At 49.4% G+C, this 20,351-nt stretch carries 1 protein-coding gene; it reads right to left on the reverse strand.

The features are described 5' to 3' along the window. Positions 1-103: 103 nt before the first annotated feature. The gene (locus tag KIK04_RS23790) at positions 104-20,347 is read right to left on the reverse strand and encodes a non-ribosomal peptide synthase/polyketide synthase (protein ID WP_442951198.1); all 20,244 of its coding nucleotides are present in this window, start codon (positions 20,345-20,347) and stop codon (positions 104-106) included. Between the last annotated feature and the right edge of the window lie 4 nt (positions 20,348-20,351).

Below are 20,351 nucleotides of genomic sequence, written 5' to 3' on the forward strand. Positions count from 1 at the left end.
ATGTCATTGCCACAGCAGCACAACCCTCACCTAGAAAAATCTAGTCAACCATCGTGTGCAATAGATATAAATTAGTAAGTTAGTAAATTAGCAAGCTAGTCCCCTAGAAAGCAAAATCAATCGTTTCTTCCAATTCATCCGTTTGATCTTGATCCGTCTGGCCGCTGCCCGTCAGATCGGATAATCGCAACTCAGGCTGCGCACAAATGTGAGTAATAATGGACAAGAAATCTGCTACAAAATTGTCAATCATGTTCTCTGTAAACAGCTTCGTGCAATATTCAAAACGTCCACTTAAAGCTCCATCTGCTAGCGCAACTTCCAGCATTAAATCGAATTTAGCGATTGTATGCTGCTGTTCATACGGCTCCACGGTGAGCCCTCCGAGCTGAACGTCCTGCGGTTCCGTATTTTGCAACACGAACATCGTATCAAACAGCGGATTACGACTTAAATCCCGAACAACCTGAATGTGTTCGACAAGCTCTTCGAATGGATAGTCCTGATTCTCAAAGGCATGTAAAGTCGTTTCTTTCATCTCTTCCAAATAGGACAGGAACGGCTTGTCCGCGACTGGGTAGCTGCGAATGGCGAGTGAGTTAACGAACATTCCGATAATCGGCTCTAAATCCGCATGTGTTCTACCTGCAATCGGCGTACCGACGACAATATCCTCTTGTCCCGAGTACTTATGGAGTAGAGTCGTGTACGCGGCCAATAACACCATGTACAAGGTCGCTCCATGTTGCTCTGCAATTTGTTGCAGTCTATCGCTTTCCTGCTGGCCAATTGCAAATTGGAACGTATCTCCCTCATAGCTTTTAACAGCTGGTCGAGCAAAATCAGTTGGCAGTTCCAACTGTGGCAAATCGCCCGCCAGCGCTGCTAGCCAATAAGCTTCCTGCCGTTTCATCCGTTCACCATGTGCTTCGGAGTGCTGCCATGCAGCATAGTCTTTGTACTGAATCCGAAGCGGTGGCAGTTCCTCTCCACTGTACAGACGCACAAATTCCTCAATTAAAATGCCCATCGAGACCCCATCTGAAATGATGTGGTGCATGTCAAACAACAGCAAATGATGGTCTTGTGCCAACTCGATTAGGCCTACCCGCAGCAATGGCGGTTGCGCTAGATCGAACGGACGGATAAAGCTATGCACCATTTGATCCGCTTCTTCTGCACTTGTGGCTTGCATATGCTCGACCACAAAAGGCACCTGTTCATGAATGCGCTGCATCGCATCGCCATTCACCATCTCAAAGCTAGTACGAAGCGTCTCGTGTCGAGCGATTAATTGCCGGAAAGCAAGCTCCAATTGCTCCCGATCCACTTCCCCTTTGATGGTCATGGCTCCTGGCATGTTGTAGCTATGCTCCGAACCTTCCAGCTGTTGCACAATGTACAACCGCTTTTGTGCGGACGACAGCATGTAAACGTCCTGCTGCTCCGTTGTCGGAATAGCAGTGTATTGCTGCTGTTCCAGCTCATTTATCGCTTGCGCCATTTGCTCAAGCGTCGCGAAGCGGAATACATCTCTTAACGGCAAGCTGACGTTGAGCTCTTTATGCAACTTCGTAACCAAAGTAGTCGCCCGCAAGGAATGGCCGCCGAGGTCAAAGAAGTTGTCCTTTACGCCAACCTTGGCAACGCCTAGCACTTGCTGCCATATTTGCGCCAGCTTCACTTCCAGCCATGAGCGTGGTGCCACATAGTCCGTGCCCGTATGTGTACTGCCGTCTAAAGCAGGCAGCGCTTTGCGATCAATTTTTCCGTTCGCAGACAACGGCATATACGCAAGCTGTACAAAATACGATGGAACCATATAGCTAGGCAGCTCTTGCGACAAATATTCTCGCAATTCGCCTACGGTCAGCTCTTCAGTGGCCACGTAGTAGGCACAGAGCATATTTTGTCCGCTGTCGTCTGTAAGTGCGACGATAACGGCCTCTTGAATCGTTGCCATACTCAACAGTTGGGCTTCGATTTCACCAAGCTCAATGCGATAACCACGAATTTTGACCTGATGGTCGAATCGTCCTAAATACTCAATGTTGCCGTCTGGCATCCATCTCGCCAAGTCACCTGTACGGTACATGCGCTCATCTGGCGCAAACGGTACAGCGACGAACTTCTCCGCCGTCAAATCAGGGCGGTTCCAATATTCTCGTGCTAGACCGACGCCTGCAATGCACAACTCGCCAGCTACGCCGATTGGTTGCAGTTGATTGTGTCCACTCACAATATACATCTGCGTATTGTCGATCGGTTTGCCGATTGGCACAGTCGTCAATGTTGGCATCGTCTGTGTAGCCTCAGTTGCGTCAGATGCACTTCGCTCGTATCCTGCAATTTCTTCAACCTCTGTGAAGTCAAAGTAGGTTACGTCGACGGTAGCTTCTGTCGGGCCATACAAGTTGATAATTTTTGCTCCGTTCACCGGAGTAATAAATTGATGGAACCTCGTTACTTGTGAAGCCGTTAGAGCTTCACCACTCGCAAACACTTGCCGCAACGATGTCAGCTTCGTACGTAACTCCGCTGTCGGTTGCTGTTCAACATGCTCCAAGAACGCATGCAGCATGGACGGTACAAAGTGCATCGTCGTAATACGCTGCTCGGCAATCGTGTCCAAAATGGTCGCTGGGTTCTTCTCCCCGCCAACTGGAAGCAAGCACACTTTGGCGCCAACGAAGGACCACCAGAATAACTCCCAGACCGACACGTCAAACGTGATCGCGGTTTTTTGCACAATCGTATCCGCAGCATCTATCGGGTATTTCTTGTTCATCCATAACAATCGATTGATGACCGAATGATGCTCGATCAAGACCCCTTTCGGTCTACCCGTCGTTCCCGAAGTGTAGATAACATACGCGGCATCTCTGGAATCGTTGACCGCCTCTACATTTGTCCCGTCCGCATGATACACACTTGCGTCATCTACATTCACGATGTCTACGGTTCCGTCTGCAAAGCTAGCTTGCAGTTTCTCCTGCAAATGACCTTGCATCAAGCACAACCGTGCGCCTGAATCGTCCAAAATGTAGCGGATCCGATCCTCTGGGAACTGTGGATCGATCGGCACATAAGCACCGCCAGCTTTTAAAATCGCCATAATTCCAATCATCATCGGAAGCGAACGCTCTGACATGATGGCTACCAGCTCGTCTGGCTGTACCCCAGCTGCCCGTATCGTACGTGCCAAGCGGTTTGCTTGCTCGTTCAGCTCGCGATACGTAAGCTGCTGCCCTTCAAAAATTACGGCTACCGCATCAGGCGTACGCTCCACCTGTTCTTCAAACATCCGATGAATCGTCTGCTCGTGCGGATATTCAGCTGCCGTATCATTGAACACGCCCACAATTTCCGCTTTTTCTTGAGCGGTTGCCAGCTCAATCTGGCTTACAGCTACTAGAGGATTCGCTACCACTTGTTCTAACACGTGCAGCAAATGCCCCTTGAAGCGCTCGATGCTCGCACGCTCAAACACATGTCCGTTGTAATCGAAACGGATACCTATTTCTTCACCTGGTACGACCATCAAATTGAAATTGTAGTTCGTTTGCTCAGCTACTTCGGCGTCAATAATGGACAGCTGGTCACGCTCTTCGCTGCCTGCTTGCTCCATTTGCTCTTCGACCGGATAGTTCTCGAACACCATAATGTGCGAAATTAAGTCTTGCTTCTGCGTCGTCTTCGCCTGCATTTCATACAGCGGGTAGTAATCGTAACGACCCGATTCCAATGCTTGCGTCTGTACGTCAATCATGACATCGGCAAAGCGTGACTCCGCTGCGCAAGTAATCCGAATCGGAATCGTATTAATAAACAGACCGATCATTTCTTCGATGCCTGGAATTTCGGCTGGTCTACCTGACACAACCCCACCGAATACGACATCATCGGTACCGTTATATTTTTGCAACATAATGCCCCATACCGCTTGCATAAACGTATTCAGGGTCACGTGATGTTGCCGCGCCACTTGCTCAATACGACTGCTTAAGCTCTTGCCCAACTCACAGCTCAGCTTCTCGGCAGCATATTCAGCATGACTGCTTTGCACTTTTTGCTGCGGCAACACAGTTTGCTGTTCGTAATTGGCTAAATAGTTCGTCCAATATGCGGATGCTGCCTGTTCATCCTGTTGTCCTAACCATTCAATATAGTCACTGTACGATGGTTCTACAGCTTGATCCGTGTAGTTAGGCTGCTCATACGAAGCATAGATGTCGAACAATTGCTGCGTAAGCTGCGGCAAGCACCAACCGTCCATCAAAATATGATGGGAGCTCCACAGTACCTGACAGCTTTGGTCACCCGTCTGTAACAGCGACACACGTAACAGGGCATCCTGCTCCAAATTAAATCCGCGCTGTCTATCCGCTTTGACCACATGCTCAATATGCGCTGACTGTTCGGCTGCTGTTAGCCCGCGGATATCCTCATACGAGAATCCGACCGATTTGTCACGGTACACGATTTGCAGCAAATCATTGTTCCACGCACTGTAGAAATTCGTCCGCAGCACAGCGTGGCGCTTCGCCAAAGCATCCAAACTTTTGGCAAACGTCTGGACATCAAGCATACCTTGCAGCGTAAAGCGAGTTTGCTCAAAATAAGCTCCGTTGTGCTGATCCAACGTACTGTGGAACCACATTCCTTTTTGCATCGGCGTCAGCGAATAAATGTTCTCGATTTCACCAATCTGGCTTGTTTGTTCCACAATTTGATCCAGCTCTGTAATTGTTAATCCTTTGTACAGCACATCGCTCGGCGTCAATTCGCTCTGCACTTGGGCTACACAATGGGCGATAAGCTCCTGCACACTTTCCCGCAAATATGCGGCCAGTTGCTCCATCGTTTCGCTTTCGTACTGTTGACGGCTATAGCTTAAGTCAAAGGACAATGAGCCGTCCGTAATCATGCCATTAATGTCTAATACATACTGACGTACCTGATTACTACTAATATCCGCACCATTCGAAAACGGCGAAATGCTTAGCTCATTATTTTGCAAATCTTGATCGAACTGACCGAGGTAGTTGAAGCTAACTTCCGGTGCCTGACCCCAGTCTGCTACTTGCCCACTTAAATAACGATAAATGCCATATCCAATACCTTTATTCGGAATTTGGCGTAAGTCCTCTTTCGCCTTTTTAATCCGATAAGACAGCTCGTGTTCTGGATTCATATCCAGCAGCACTGGATACTCACTCGTGAACCAACCGACGGTGCGTGAAATATCAATGTCCGGCACAATAGACTCGCGTCCGTGTCCTTCCAAATTGACAAGCAGTCGCTCGTAGCCACACCATTTATGAACAGCCATCCCTAAAGCCGTTAATAAAATATCGTTCATATCGGTGTTATAAGCCCGATGAACTTGCTTTAATAGCTGCTCGGTGTCGTCTTTACTCCACTGAACGACAATCGATTGACTATCTTGCTGCAACGAGCTCTCCGTGTGCTTATCCTTAGGTAGCGGTTGTAGTTCCGCTTGCCCCTGCACGATTTGCCTCCAAAATGCTTGCTCCCGCTCCATCGCTGGGCTTTGCGCATATGCTGTAAGCTGCTCCGACCACGTCTGATACGAATCGGTCTTCGTAGGCAGAACAACGGCTTCGCCTTTTAATGCTTGCTCGTAGCCAAGCGCGATATCTTCGAGTAAGATGCGCCACGATACGCCATCAACCACACCATGATGAATGACGATTAACAAATGGTCGCCATCTACACATTGGAATAGACCCGCTTTAAGCAATGGACCTGCTTGAAGGTCGATACTGCTTTGCAGCTCATTTGCCTTCGTTGTGATAGCTTCAGCGAACGCTGGGTTTGCCTTGAAATCAACAACTTCTAAGCTGTAAAGAACGCCCTCCTCAATGGCTCGATTCCAAGCACTGTAGCCATGCTCCGTTTCACGGAACACGATCCGCAGTGCATCGTGATGCTCGGCCAGCTTGCGGAGCACTTGACGAATCGCCTGCTCATCGAAGCCTGCTGGCTGATACAGCATGACCGATTGGTTGTAATGATGCGAATCAGCGAATTGTTGCGCAAAATACCAACGTTGAATCGGCGTCAGCGCGACCTCTCCGGTCACTGCACGCTGATCGATCATTCTGCCCACTTGTTTAATGTGCAAGCTTAGTTGAGCTATCGTTGAATATTTAAACAAATCGCGAATTTCCAGCTTGTATCCAGCTTGATGCAAGCGCGAGGAAACTTGGATCGATTTAATCGAATCCCCGCCAAGCTCAAAGAAATGATCCATGATTCCGACGTGTTCAACGCCTAATACAGACTGCCATACGGTAGCCAACGCCTTCTCCGCATCGGTTCGCGGCGCGACGTATTCCGTTCCCGTGTACGCACTTCCTTCTGGAGCAGGCAGTGCCTTGCGGTCTACTTTGCCGTTTGGCGTTAATGGCATTTCTTCCAGCTGTACAAAGTGTGCCGGAATCATATAGCTCGGCAGCTCCTGCGCCAACCCTCCGCGCAACTCACTGACCGTCAACTCTTGGTCGGATGTGAAGTACGCGCACAGCACTTTCTGACCGCTACCGTCTTCGCGTGCTACCACGACTGCTTCGCGGACCGCTGTCGTCTTCAAGAGCTGTGATTCGATCTCGCCGATTTCGATGCGGAAGCCTCTAATTTTCACTTGGTGGTCTATCCGTCCCAAGTATTCAATGTTGCCATCTGGCATCCACTTCGCGAGATCGCCTGTCCGGTACATCCGCTCACCTGCTGCAAACGGATTGTCCACGAATTTATCCGCCGTCATTTCCGGCTGATTCAAGTACCCGCGGCCGACGCCGGCTCCGCCGATAAACAGCTCACCTGCCAGACCGATCGGCTGCATCGAACGATTGTCGTCCAAGATGTACATCCGTACCGCTGGTAGCGGCTTCCCGATTGGTAACATCCGAAGCGGCTCCACAGACTCCGCCGACGGTTCGAAATAACAAGCATCGATACAAGCTTCTGTTACCCCGTAGCTGTTCACAATGCGCAGCTGCGAGCCATACCGCTCGTGCAGCTTCTGATACTGTTCGACCGGACAATGGTCAGATCCGACGATGAGTAATTGCAGACTGCTAATGTCCAGTTGCTCCTCATAAATGTAATCCATCAACGGAATAACGAGTGCCGGCGTCGATTCGAACATTTGAATGCGATGCGCTTGGATAAGCTTGACGATTTCCGCTGGATTCGCCCGTGCATGCGCTGGGCAGAGCACGAGTTCGCCGCCGTGTAATAGCGTCCGCACCAAGTCGCCCGAGAATACGTCAAAGGAGAAGCTGGCCCATTGCAGCCACTTGGTTCCTACTTGCTCCAACTTATACTCATGCTTCCAAGCGTACGCCATGGCAACAAGTTGACCTTGTTCGATCATGACTCCTTTTGGCTTGCCTGTCGTTCCGGAGGTGTAGATGACATAAGACAAATGCTCCGGTGCGCTGACTGACGGTAAATTGGAATCATCTACGTGATACACGTCGGACGTGATAGTTGCAGCTGTTACTGCTCTTGCTCCCGCCTCCGCATCATCAAGGCTCTCTACGCCGTCCAGACTTTCCAGACTATCAAGGCTCTCCAAGCTCTCTACGCCGTCTAGCACGACACATGTTCCCGCAAAGTCGACCCGCGCTTTCAAATGCTGCTGCGTCAGCAGCACCTGTGCTTGCGAATCTTCCAGCATGTAACGAATACGCTCTTCTGGATATTCCGGATCAATCGGCACATACGCGCCACCCGCTTTTAAAATAGCCATAATGCCGACAATCATCTCTAACGAACGATCGACCATAATGCCAACGAGCTGATCCGGCTGTACGCCGTGCGCACGCAACGTTCGTGCCAATTGATTCGCGCGTGCATTCAGCTCGCGGTATGTGAGTTGCTTGTCCTCACATACGACAGCAACCTGATCAGGACTCCGTTCAACTTGTTCCTCAAATAGCTGATGAACCGCCTTATCCCGCGGATACTGTTCGGCAGCAGCTGCATCGTTAAAGAGCTCCTGAATTTGTGTTCGCTCTTCCACAGTCAACATATTTAGCGCCGCCAGCTTCGCTTCTGGCTCGTTTACGATCGCGTCGAGCAACTGCCCAAAATGGCTAATCATCCGCTCAATCGTTTCACGCTTATACAACGCAGTCGCGAACTCAAGGCTACATTCCAGCCCTTCCTCGCCTTCGATAACATCTAAGGTGAGGTCGAACTTCGATACCGTCGACTCTAACGGATACGGTGTGAGCTCAAGCCCAAATCCTTGCAGCTCCAAGGACTTCTCTTCCGTATTTTGCAAAGCAAACATCGTATCAAACAATGGATTGCGGCTTAAATCTCGCGTCACTTGCAGCTTGTCCACCAGTTGCTCGAATGGATAGCTCTGACGCTCAAACGCACCGAGTGTAGCTGCCTTTATTTCATCCAAATACGTGCGGAATGTTTTGTCAGCAGTCGGATAGCTGCGAATAGCTAGCGTATTCACAAACATTCCAATCAGCGGCTGCACATCACTGTGTGTTCTACCCGCAATCGGCGTTCCGACCACAATATCTTCCTGCCCCGTATATTTGTGAAGCAGCACGGTATAAGCAGCTAGCAGCACCATATACAACGTGGAGCCAGTTTCGGCCGCTATACGCTGCAAGCCTGCGCCGGTCTCTGGGCGCATATGCCACTTCAACGTTATTCCATCGTACTTTTGTACCGCAGGCCGCGCATAATCTGCTGGCATTTCCAAGATTGGAAGTGAACCGCGGTATGCGTCCAACCAGTATGCTTCCTGCAACTCCAACTGCTGTTGTTGCTCTGCTGACTGCTGCCAAGCAGCATAGTCTTTATATTGAATACGTAACGGTGCCAGTTCATCGCCACCGTACAAGCGGACGAATTCCTCCATCACAATGCCCATGGAAACACCGTCAGAAATAATATGATGCATATCAAATAAGAGCAAATGGCGTTCCTGTGCGAGTTCTATCAGCCCTACGCGCAGCAACGGCGGTTTATCCAGCGCAAACGCGCGAACAAAGTTACGTACGGCTTCATGTGCGTTTGCTTCAGCAGCTTGGATCACTTCAATCGCGAACTCAATCTCTTGAGCGCGGTATATCCGCTGAACAGGTTCCCCGTTCACGAGCTCAAAGCCCGTGCGCAGCGTTTCATGACGCGCGATCAACCCTCGGAATGCGGCTTCAAAGCGATTCCGATCTAGCACACCTTCTATCTGCATCACGCCTGGCATGTTGTAGCTTTGTTCAGCCCCTTCGAGCTGATGCAAAATGTACAACCGCTTTTGTGCTGAAGATACCGAATAATACTCGCGTTCTTCGATCGTCGGGATGGACACGTACTGCTGCTTTTCCATCCCTGCAATGGCTATAGCCATTTTTTCAATCGTTGGATGTTGGAACACGTCCCGCAAAGGCAGCTCGATATTCATTTCCTTATGCAACTTGCTTACTAATGTCGTCGCACGCAGCGAGTGACCGCCAAGTTCAAAGAAGTCGTTCTTGACACCTACAGCCGAAATACCCAATATTTCCTGCCAAATAGTAGCTAATTGCGCTTCGAGCGCTGTTCGTGGTGCAACGTACTCCGTTCCGATGCTCATGCTGCCTTCTGGTGCTGGCAGCGCTTTGCGATCGACTTTGCCGTTTGAAGTCAATGGCATCCGTTCCAACTGTATAAAGAACGACGGGAGCATATAAGCTGGCAATACCTGCGACAACGTTCCCTTCAGTTCAGCAATCGTAAGCGGCCGATCGGCAACAAAATAAGCGCATAACAACTTTTCTCCGGTATCATCTGCACGTGCAAGGACGATTGCTTCCTGAATCGATTCCACCTTCGCTAGTTGAGCCTCGATTTCGCCGAGCTCAATACGATAGCCGCGAATTTTGACTTGATGATCGATCCGACCCAAGTATTCGATGTTGCCATCTGGCAGCCATCGCGCTAAATCACCCGAGCGATACATGCGTTCACCTGAAATGAACGGATTGTCTACAAATTTTTCAGCGGTCAAGTCTGGACGATGCAAATACCCACGTGCCAAACCATCACCTGCAACATACATTTCACCCGCAACTCCGATAGGCACGCACTGACGATTCGGGTCGAGCACGTATACTTGCAGCGTTGGGATCGGGTGTCCAATGTTGCTTTTCGCTTGTTCAATTTCCACTTCTGTAATTTCTTTGTAAGTTACGTGTACAGTCGTCTCGGTGATGCCATACATATTAATAAGCTGCGTCTGCGGATACTTGGCACGCCAATCTTTTAACAATTGTGGACTAAGCGCCTCGCCACCAAAAATGACCTGACGAATGTTCAGCGTCTGACCCTCGTCTGCCAAAGCTTCACGCACGAGCTGATAAAAATACGTTGGTGTCTGATTCAGTATCGTTACCTGTTGCTGCTTAAGCAGATTCAGGAATTGGGCTGGATTTTTAGCTGTTAACTGTGGCACAACGATGAGTCGGCCCCCGTACAACAACGCCCCGTACATTTCCCAGACGGAAAAATCAAAGCAGAATGAATGGAATAACGTCCACGTATCGGTTGAATTGAAGTCAAACAAATTGTTGCTGTTGAACAAGAGTCGGACGACGTTCCGGTGCTCAATCAACGTTCCCTTCGGCTTACCTGTCGTTCCTGATGTGAAGATGACATAGGCCAGATCAGCTGGCTTATTGATGCCCGCCAAATTCGTGTCGTCTTGACTATAACTTTGCTCGTCTTCGATCCAGACCGTAGTGCCTGTAAAGTCAACTGCTAAAGATTGTAGATGGTGTTGCAAAATGAGTACTTTCGTTTCCGAATTGTCCAGCATGTATTGGATACGGTCAATTGGATAATCAGGATCAATCGGCACATAGGCGCCGCCAGCTTTCAAAATCGCCAGTATCCCTACGACCATGTCGGCTGAACGCTCGACCAAAATACCTACTAATTGATCGGACTGCACGCCAAGCTCACGTAACGTTCGCGCCAAACGATTTGCACGTTCATTTAGCTCGCGATACGTTAACTGCTCCTGCTCGAACTGAACCGCGATCGCTGCTGGCGTTCGTTCCACTTGTTCTTCAAACAACTGGTGAATCGTCTTCGTACGTGGGTAGTCCGCTGCTGTATCGTTGAACTGGTTCAGCATTTGCGCTTTTTCTTCCACGGTTACCATCGTCAGAGCAGCTAGCTGCGCCTGTGGCTCACGAATAACAGCCTCGACGAGCTGATCGAAATGATTCGCCATCCGTGCAATCGTTTCACGTTGGTACAAGGATGTCGCAAACTCAATGCTGCACGCTAACCCTGCGTCGCTCTCCGCTGCATGGAAGCTCAAGTCAAATTTCGCTACAGCATGCTCAAGCGATTGCGGCGTCAACTCCAAGCCTTCAAGTGCAAACTTCTCCTGCTCCATGTTCTGCAAAACGAATACGGTATCGAACACCGGATTGCGGCTTACGTCCCGTGTCAGCTGCACCTGTTCCACGAGCTGTTCGAACGGATATTGCTGATGTTCATAAGCACGTAACGTCGTGGCCTGCACTTCTTTGACAAAAGACATAAATGTCTTGTCACTGGCTGGATAATTGCGGATCGCCAACGTGTTAACGAACATCCCGATGAGCGGCTCCACATCCACATGCGTTCTACCCGCTATCGGAGTGCCCACAATAATATCTTCTTGATTCGTATATTTATGAAGCATCGTTGTATAAAGCGCCAGTAGCACCATGTACAGCGTCGCCCCGCTACTTGCTGCAAGCTGTCTCAATTGTGCAAGCTTGCCCGCATCGATGGTAAATTCGAGCGTATCTCCGGCATAGCTACGGAATAGCGGTCTAGCAAAGTCTGTTGGCATTTCCAACAGCGGTAGCTCGCCACGCAGTTCGTGAATCCAGTACGCTTCCTGCTCTTGTAGCAGCTTGCGCTGTGCTTCAGACTGCTGCCATGCAGCGTAGTCTTTATACTGAATGCGTAATGGCGCTAGTTCTTCACCGCTGTACAAACGGACAAACTCTTCCACCAAAATCGCCATCGAAACGCCGTCAGAAACGATATGGTGCATATCAAACAGCAGCATATGTCTTTCCTGTGCGAGTTCAATTAATCCGACACGTAGCAATGGTGGCTGCTTGAGGTCAAAGGTGCGTACAAACGAATCGATTAACGCATTCGCTTCTGTTTCGCTTGCCTTCATCAACTCCACCGCGAACTCGACGGTACGGTACACGCGTTGCACAGGCTCGCCATCGATCATTTCAAAGCCGGTACGCAGTGTCTCGTGGCGTGCAATCAGCTGCTTGAACGCGGCTGTGAACCGATCTCGATCCAGCTTACCTTCGAGCAACAGCATGCCTGGCATGTTGTAACTCTGCTCGGCACCTTCAAGCTGTTGTAAAATATACAACCGCTTCTGCGCAGACGAGACGTGATAGTAATCACTGTCAATGTCTCTGTCGGTGTTGCTACCATTTTGATCACGGTCCCCAGTGTTAGCTGAATTCCGCACTTCGATCGATGCTTCAATCAGCGGAATCGCGCTGTACGCTTGCTTGTCCATTCCAGCAATCACGTTCGCCAACTCTTCGATCGTTGGGAATTGGAACACATCGCGCAGCGGCACATGCACGTTCAACTCCTTGTGCAGCTTGCTCACGAGCGTAGTTGCACGCAAGGAATGACCACCTAGCTCAAAGAAGCTATCCTTCACGCTGATGCTACCCGCAAGTCCAAGTACCTCTTGCCAAATGTCCACCAACGTCGCTTCAAGCGATGTTCGCGGCGCAACATACTCCGTCCCCGTTTGCATTCCATCTTGCGGGGCTGGCAGCGCCTTGCGATCCACTTTTCCGTTTGGTGTCAACGGCAATCGTTCCAACTGAACAAAATACGACGGAATCATGTGGCTTGGCAGCTCTTGCAGCAACGCTTCCCGCCACTCGCTTACCGTCAGTTCCTTGTCTGCCACAACATACGCACACAATACATTTTGTCCGTTGTTATCTGCTCTGGCAATGACGATGACATCCCTCACGGACTGTATTTTCAGTAGCTGAGCTTCAACCTCGCCAAGCTCAATTCGGAATCCGCGAATTTTGACCTGATGGTCAATACGTCCTAAATATTCGATACTGCCATTTGGTAGCCATCTCGCCAAATCGCCCGTACGATACAACCGTTCGCCCGCTGTTAAAGGATGAGCCACAAATTTCGAATCGGTCAGCTCTGGTTGATTCAAGTACCCTCTCGCTAGACCTGCACCCGCAATACAAAGCTCACCTGGCACATGGGTCGGCAACACATGTCCTTGTTCATTGCAAATCAATACTTGACAATTTGAAATAGGTGTCCCGATCGTAATGCTCTCGTGCGCAGCAATATCGCTCGCGCAAGTCGTGACCACGCTATTTTCCGTCGGTCCATATTCATTAAACAGCGCCACATGAGGCAACTGCAGTTTACTCTGGTTCACTAGCGGCGTACTGATGCTCTCGCCCGCCAACGTCACGCTGCGCAATGTGTGGCCATCCTCAGCCTGCATAACATTTAACAGTGCGGCATACAAGTTAGGCACGCAAATGAAATGTGTAATGCCCGCTTGCTCAATAGCTGCCCGTAAGGAGACAGGGTCCTTGGACTCTTCCTCTTGCAGCATATGAACGCTAGCTCCACCTAATAACGGTGTAAAGGAGCTCATCACAAAACCGTCAAACGAGAACGAGAACAGTTGTAGCACCCGATCGGATGCGTTCAGTTCGTAGGCTGATTTACGCCACAGTAGTGCATTGCACACGCTTTGATGCTCAATCATTACCCCTTTAGGCAAACCTGTCGTTCCTGAAGTGTAAATGACGTAAGCCAAGTGCTGAGCTTCACTAATCGGCGTTAAACGGGTTCCATTTTCAGCATAAGCTTGCTCGTCATCCAACTCGATTACGATCAGCTTGCCATCCGTTTGCTGCTGTACGATATAGTCCGTAGCGGAACCTTGTTGTTGCAAATGGCGCTGTACTAACAACACATTCGCTCCTGAATCCTCCAACATAAAGCGGATACGCTCTGTCGGATAGGCCGGATCGATCGGTACATACGCTCCGCCAGCTTTCATAATGGCCAAAATACCGACCATCATTTCAAGCGAACGCTCCACCATAATGCCGACAAGCTGATCAGGCTGTACGCCTTGCGCACGAATCGTGCGGGCCAAGCGGTTTGCACGCTCATCCAATTCGCGATAAGTCAATTGCTCATTATCAAATACGATAGCTGTCGCTTCTGGCGTACGTTCTGCTTGCGCTTCAAACAATTGATGAATCGTATTGTTACGCGAATACGACGTAGCTGTGTCGTTAAAACGCTCGACAATTTCTACTTTTTCTTCCGCAGTCGCCACTTCCAAATGCGCGACACGAATGTGCGGATCCGAAACAGCTTGCTCCAGCATATGGACAAGATGATCTCTCATTTGCTCAACACTGGTGCGGTCAAACACGTTCGCGTTGTAGTCCAACTGCACAACAATTTGTTCACCTGGCACGATCATCAAGTTGAAGTCATAGTTCGTTTGCTCCGCCGCCGTCACGTTCGACATTTTCAACCGCGTTTCATCGAGACTATCGACTTCCTGAAGCTGCTGCTCCATCGGGTAGTTCTCAAATACCATAATATGATTAATTAAATCCTGCTTTTGCGTACTATTCGCTTGAATCTCGTACAACGGATAGTAATCGTAGCTGGCAGATGCCAATGCTTGTTCCTGCATGCTGCTCATTACATCTGCGAAGCTTGCTTCTGATTCACAACGAATCCGAATCGGAATCGTATTAATGAACAAGCCGATCATTTCCTCGATACCTGGAATTTCAGCCGGCCTTCCGGATACGACGATACCGAATACAACATCGTTCGTGCTGTTATATTTTTGTAAAATAATGCCCCACGCCGCTTGCATCAACGTATTCAACGTGACATGATGCTGCTTGGCTACGAGATTCATCCGCTCGCTCAAGCTCTTGCTTAGTTGGCACACGACTTGTTCAGCGACATACTCTTCACTACGTCCCCGCTGCTGCGGCAACTCCGTATGCTGCTCATAATCTTGTAAATAGTGATTCCAATAAGAAGCTGCACGGTTCGCATCCTGACGCTCCAACCACTCAATATACTGGCTGTACGAGGATGTAGAAGTACGTTCCGGCACCTGATTCTGCATAAATGCAGCGTACGTATCAAACACTTCTTTGGCGATCAGCGGCAAGCACCAACCGTCCATCAAAATATGATGCGAGCTCCATAGCACTTGGTAACTTTCGTCACCTGTCTGCATAACCGCCATACGCATCAGCGCATCCTGTTCTAAATTAAAGCCGCGTACCTTGTCATCACTCGCCGCTTGCTCAATAAGAGCACGCTGCTCCGTTTCATCCCATGTGCGCAAATCGTCATAAGCGAACCCAACTTGCTTTTGCTCGTATACAATTTGCAGTGGCTGTCCTGACCAACTACCGTAAAAATTCGTACGCAGCACAGCGTGGCGTGCTGTCAAGTTGTTCAAGCTTCGCATGAACACGTCTACATCAAGTGGCCCTTCCAGCGTGAACTGCGTCTGCTCAAAATAAGCACCCGACTGCTCGTTCAGCGCACTATGGAACCACATTCCCTTTTGCATCGGCGTTAACGTGTACATATTTTCGATTTCGCCAATGTGAGACGTTTGTTCCACGAGCTGCTCCAGTTCCTCCACTTCAATTGCTTTGAATGACAGGTCGCTTGGAGTGAGTTCTGTCCGTTCTTTCGTCAAACAGTGAGCGATGATATCCTGCAAGCTTTGTCGCAAAAGTTCACCCAACTGCTCCACGGTATCCACATCGTATTGCTTATGGCTGTACGTGATATCTAACGACAATGAGCCTTCCGCAATCATGCCGTTGATGTCCAGCACGTACTTGCGTACTTGTTCACCGCTTACGTCTTTCCCACTTGAATACGGCGAGATCGCAATCGCATGATTGTTCAAATCTTGGTCAAATTGGCCCAAGTAGTTAAAGCTAACTTCCGGATTGACATGCAAGTCTCCAGCTACATTCACATCACTGATCACATGTTCAGACAAATAACGAGCGATGCCATAGCCGATTCCTTTGTTCGGAATTTGCCGCAATTGTTCCTTCACCTTTTTAATCCGGTACGCCAACGCTTTTTCGGATTGATCTGCGCTTAGTTCCATATCAAGCACGACTGGGAATTCACTCGTAAACCAGCCCACGGTTCGGGAAATATCCATATCTTCCAAAATCGATTCTCGGCCGTGACCTTCTAAATTAACTAAAATGCGCTCATGACCGCTCCATTTTTGCAAAGCCATTCCTAACGCCGTTAACAAAATGTCGTTCATCTCTGTGCGATACGCACGATGCACATGCTTGAGCAGTTGCTCCGTCTCCTGCGAATTCCAGCGCACGACCACGGATTGACTGTCTTGCTGCAACGATTCAGCCACTGCATGATCTTTAGGTAGCAACTTCGTCTCGGTCTGTGCGATATGCTGCCAATATGCGAACTCTTGCTCCATCGCTTCGCTTTGCGCATACGTCACGAGTTGCTCGGACCATAACTGATAAGCGTCTGTTTTGGCCGGAAGTTGTACGTGCTTTCCTTGGATCGCCTGCTCATAACCGACCGCAATATCCTCCAGCACAATGCGCCACGATACACCGTCGACCACGCTATGATGAATGACAATGAGCAAATGATCGCCGTCTGCACACTGGAATAACCCTGCTTGTACTAACGGTCCCGTCTGCAAAGTAAAGCTGCTCTGCATGTCATTTGCTTTCGCTTCAATCCGCTTGCCAAGCTCTTCGTGAGTTAGCACTTGTTGGTCATCGGTTAGTGCGGTGAAATCGACAACTTCCAAATGATAAAGCTCGCCTTCGTTTACGCCACGATTCCAAGCGGTATACCCTTGTTCCGCTACACGGAACACCATCCGCAGTGCATCATGATGCTCAACGACTGTGTGCAGCACGTTGCGCAGCGCCGCTTCATCAAAACGATCTTTCCGATACAACATAACCGATTGATTATAATGGTGCGGATGTGCAAATTGCTGTTCAAAAAACCAGCGTTGAATCGGTGAAAGGATGACTTCACCACTTACTGCGCCCTGATTCGCGATTCTTGCGACTGGTTGCAGTTGCGTGCTTAATTCAACAATCGTTGGATATTTGAATAAATCTCTAATTTCAAGTTTGTAACCAGCCTGATGTAAACGGGATGATACTTGGATCGATTTAATCGAATCTCCACCAAGCTCGAAGAAATGATCATTTACACCGACGCGATCGATGCCCAACACCGTTTGCCATACAGCCGCTAGCGCCTTTTCTGCTTCCGTGCGTGGAGCAACATACGTTCCTCCCGTGTGTATCTGACCTTCTGGCGCTGGCAACGCCTTGCGATCCAACTTTCCGTTCGCCGTTAACGGCATGCGCGGCAGTTGCACAAAGTAAGACGGAATCATGTAGCTTGGCAACTCACGTGCCATCGCCCCGCGCAGCTCGCTTACCGTAAGCTCCTTATCCGCTACGAAATAAGCGCACAGCACTTTCGTTCCGTTATCATCCTCCCGTGCGATAGCAACTGCCTCTTGCACGTGCTCCACCTTTAACAAGTGGGTTTCCACTTCGCCTAACTCAATACGATAACCGCGAATCTTAACTTGGTCATCAATGCGGCCGACATACTCGATGTTGCCATCCGGTAGCCATTTTACTAAATCTCCTGTGCGGTATAACCGCTCGCCTGCTACAAATGGATCGGCAGAAAACTTCTCTGCTGTCATCTCAGGCTGATTCAAATATCCCCGCACCGTGCCTGATCCTGCAATACACAGCTCTCCTGGAATACCAATCGGTTGCAACTGGTTGGCTCGATTCAAAATGTAGACGCGCTTATTCGCGATTGGCTTACCAATCGGCACGCTGGATTGCTCTTGATGAGTACAGCGATAATAAGTTGCACAAACGGTACCCTCTGTCGGACCGTACGTGTTGTAAACGGTAGCTGACTGCAAGTTGGAGTAATATTCCTTTTTAAGGATATCTCCTCCAGATATAAACAGTCTTACACCATGCTGCTCTGTTAACCAGTGGTTTAATTCATTTAAAAGCAGCGGTGAGCAGGAAACGACTGTCACCTCGTACATACGCACTTTTTCAGCTAGTCGCTGTGCGTCAACGACATCTTCTTTGCTTACGATAACGATACGCGCACCGGTAAGCAGTGCTGGGTACAATTCTTCCACAGTCGTGTCAAATGAGATGGACGCTTGTTGCAAGATGCGATCGTTAGCTACGATTTGGAACTCGGTGATAAAGCTTTGAACGTAGCTCGCTACATTGCGATGCGTGACCATGACTCCTTTTGGCTTGCCCGTCGTACCAGACGTATAAATGACGTAAGCTAAATGGTCAGCATGGTGAACAGGCTCCACATTCGAACCGTCCTCACTGTACGCTGACTCTTCATCGATCACGATAATCGTGCCCGCATAAGGAGCCAGATTCGCCGCTTGATTTGTCACACGATTCGTTAAATGTCCTTGTACCAATAGCCATTGAGCTGCCGAATCTTGCAGCATGTAGCTGATGCGCTCTTCCGGATAGTCCGGGTCGATCGGTACATACGCGCCTCCTGCTTTTAAGACCGCGAGAACGCCGATAATCATCTCTAGCGAACGATCGGACATAATGGCAACAAGCTGATCAGCTTGTACACCTTTCGCTCGTAACGTGCGTGCCAAGCGATTTGCACGCTCATTCAGTTCGCGATAAGTAAGCTGCTGCTGGTCGAATTGCACAGCTACTGCGTCTGGCGTACGCGCCGCTTGCTCCTCAATGAGCTGCGGGAGCGTCTGCTCACTTGGTGCTTCCAAGGTGGAATCATTGAACTCGTCTAAAATTTGTGTCGTCTCCGCTGCGCTAATGATGCCTAAAGTAGAAATAGAAGCATCCGGCTCACTTCCGATAGCGACAAGCAATTGCTCAAAGTGCTTCGCTATTCGCTCTGCCGTTTCGCGCTTATACAACGAAGTCGCATACTCCAGACTGCACTCAAGCCCTGAAGTTCCTTCGGTCACATCCAAGCTCAGATCAAATTTGGCAACCGTATATTCACTCGGGTACGGTGTCATTTGCAGTCCTTCAAGCTGGAACTCCACGTTTTCTGTATTTTGCAGCGCGAACATCGTATCAAACAACGGGTTGCGGCTTAAATCTCTCGTCACTTGCAAACTTTCTACCAGTTGTTCGAACGGGAAATTCTGATGCTCGAACGCCCCTAACGTCGTTGCCTTTACTTCCTCCAAATAGGAGCGGAACGATTTATCCGCTGCGGGATAATTTCGAATCGCAAGCGTATTGACGAACATCCCGATGAGCGGCTGCACATCTCCGTGTGTTCTACCTGCAATCGGCGTGCCGACTACGATATCTTCTTGTCCGGTATATTTGTGTAGCAAAATCGTGTATGCAGCAAGCAATACCATATACAATGTCGATCCCGTCTCCGCTGCGATTTGCTGCAAGCGCTCGTTCTGCTGCGAATCAATCGTAAATTGGATCGTGCGTCCGTCGTATTTTTGTACAGCAGGTCGCGCGTAATCGGTAGGCATCTCCAATATTGGTAATTCATCCTGAAGCAATTCCAACCAGTACGCTTCTTGTTGCTTCATAGCATCCTGCTGAGCCGCGGATTGTTGCCATACAGCGTAATCTTTATACTGGATGCGCAACGGAGATAGTTCTGCTCCGTTATAAAGTTGGGCGAACTCTTCTACCAATATCGCTAACGAAACACCGTCGGACACGATATGGTGCATATCGAGCATTAAAATATGATGCTCACTTGAGATCTCAACCAGACCAACCCGCAACAATGGCGGCTTATCCAGCTCAAAGGCACGAACAAAACGACGGACTACTTCCCCTGCCGTCTCCTCGCTTGCTTGAATCACCTCAAGCGTAAAGTCAACCGTATCATGTACACGCTGCACGGGTTCGCCGTTCACCATTTCAAAGCTCGTGCGCAGTGTCTCATGCCGAGCAATTAACTGGTGAAATGCAGACGTAAATTGCTGCTGGTCGATCCGGCCTGTCATCGTCATCACGCCTGGCATGTTGTAGCTAAGCTCCGCACCTTCCATTTGATGCAAAATGTACAACCGTTTTTGCGCAGATGACACAGGATAGTAGTCTTTTCGTTCGACCACAGGAATAGAGCTATACACCTGTTCGTCCAATCCCGCAATAAACATAGCCATTTGT

The organism is Paenibacillus sp. 481 (assembly GCF_021223605.1).
Lineage (GTDB): Bacteria > Bacillota > Bacilli > Paenibacillales > Paenibacillaceae > Paenibacillus_B.

What these genes read in the sequence shown, in the direction of transcription:
- KIK04_RS23790 (WP_442951198.1), bottom strand. Translation starts at nt 20,347, where the DNA reads ATGGCTATGTTTATTGCGGGATTGGACGAACAGGTGTATAGCTCTATT.